Genomic DNA, 1,225 nt, shown 5'->3' on the forward strand with positions numbered 1-1,225 from the left:
GAGAGAGGGGGACGCGACGGGGCGCCAATGGGGAGGATAGACGTCGACGGGATGTCGTGTACCGGCTGCGAGGACAACGTGACCGACGCGCTCGGCGAGCTGCCGGGCGTCGAGTCCGCGAGCGCGGACCACGAGGCGGGCACCGCGACCGTCGAGGGCGACGTGGACGTGGACGCGGTCGTGGCCGCCATCGAGGACGCCGGCTACGAGGCGTCGGCGTAGGAGACCCGACGTGCGAACGGAGCACCGCACACCCCGAACCGCCGACTTTTTTCGCCCGAGCGCGCTCGCCGAGACATGGACAGCGTACTCGTCACCGGGGGCGCGGGCGGCGTCGGCGCGTGGACGGTCGACGCGCTCGCCGACGCGGGCCGCGAGGTCGTCGCCGTCGACCGCGAAGCGCCACCGACTGAGGAGCGCCGGGACGGCGTCGACTACGTGGCGGCGGACCTCACCGACTACGGCGAGACGCGACAGGTGGTCGACGCGGCCGCGCCCGACGCGGTCGTCCACCTCGCCGCGATCCCGCACCCCGAGGACCACGCCGGGTCGCGCGTGTTCGCGAACAACGTCGAGAGCGCGTACAACGTCTTCGACGCCGCCGGGGCCGCGGGCGCGCGGATCGTCTGGGCGTCGAGCGAGAGCTGCTACGGCACGGTCTTCGCGGCGGACGACTGGCTGCCCGACCGGCTCCCGATCGACGAGGAGACGCCGACCCAGCCCGAGGACCCGTACGGCCTCTCGAAGGTCGTCGGCGAGGAGGTGGCCGCCGCGGCGGCCCGCCGACACGGCGTCTCCGCCGTCTCGCTGCGCCTCTCGTGGGTCACGTTCCCGGGCGACGAGCGGCGCCGCGAGGCGCGCGAGACGTTCGACCCCGCGACCGCGGCCCCGAGCGGGAACTGCTGGTCGTACGTCGACGTGCGCGACGTGGTCGCGGCGGTCGAGGCCGCGATCGACCCCGAAACAGCGGTCGACGGCCACGAGGCGGTGCTGATCGTCGCCGCGGAGAACTTCCTCGGTCGCGACACCGCGGCGACGATCGAGGCGGTCCGCGGCGAACTCCCCGCGGAGTGCGACCTCGACGGCGACGAGTCGATTTTCGACTGCTCGAAGGCGAAGCGCCTGCTCGGGTGGGAACCGGACCACTCGTGGCGCGACGGCGCAGAGCGGGGAGCGGAACGCGACGACGGGTGATCGAGGCGGGGGGATCGCGGTCGCGCCGGGG

Annotated in this window: 2 protein-coding genes; both read left to right on the forward strand. The window is 74.0% G+C overall.

What is annotated here, in order from left to right; genetic code table 11:
• Nucleotides 1-27 precede the first annotated feature (27 nt).
• Entirely contained in the window at nucleotides 28-222 is a 195-nt protein-coding gene (locus B9G49_RS15795; RefSeq protein ID WP_086217007.1) for a heavy-metal-associated domain-containing protein, read from the forward strand.
• A gap of 75 nt (nucleotides 223-297) precedes the next feature.
• On the forward strand, nucleotides 298-1,194 hold the full coding sequence (locus B9G49_RS15800; RefSeq protein ID WP_086217008.1) for an NAD(P)-dependent oxidoreductase: 897 nt from the start codon (nucleotides 298-300) through the stop codon (nucleotides 1,192-1,194).
• The last annotated feature ends 31 nt before the right edge of the window (nucleotides 1,195-1,225 follow it).

Source organism: Halorubrum sp. SD683 (genome assembly GCF_002135045.1).
Lineage (GTDB): Archaea > Halobacteriota > Halobacteria > Halobacteriales > Haloferacaceae > Halorubrum > Halorubrum ezzemoulense.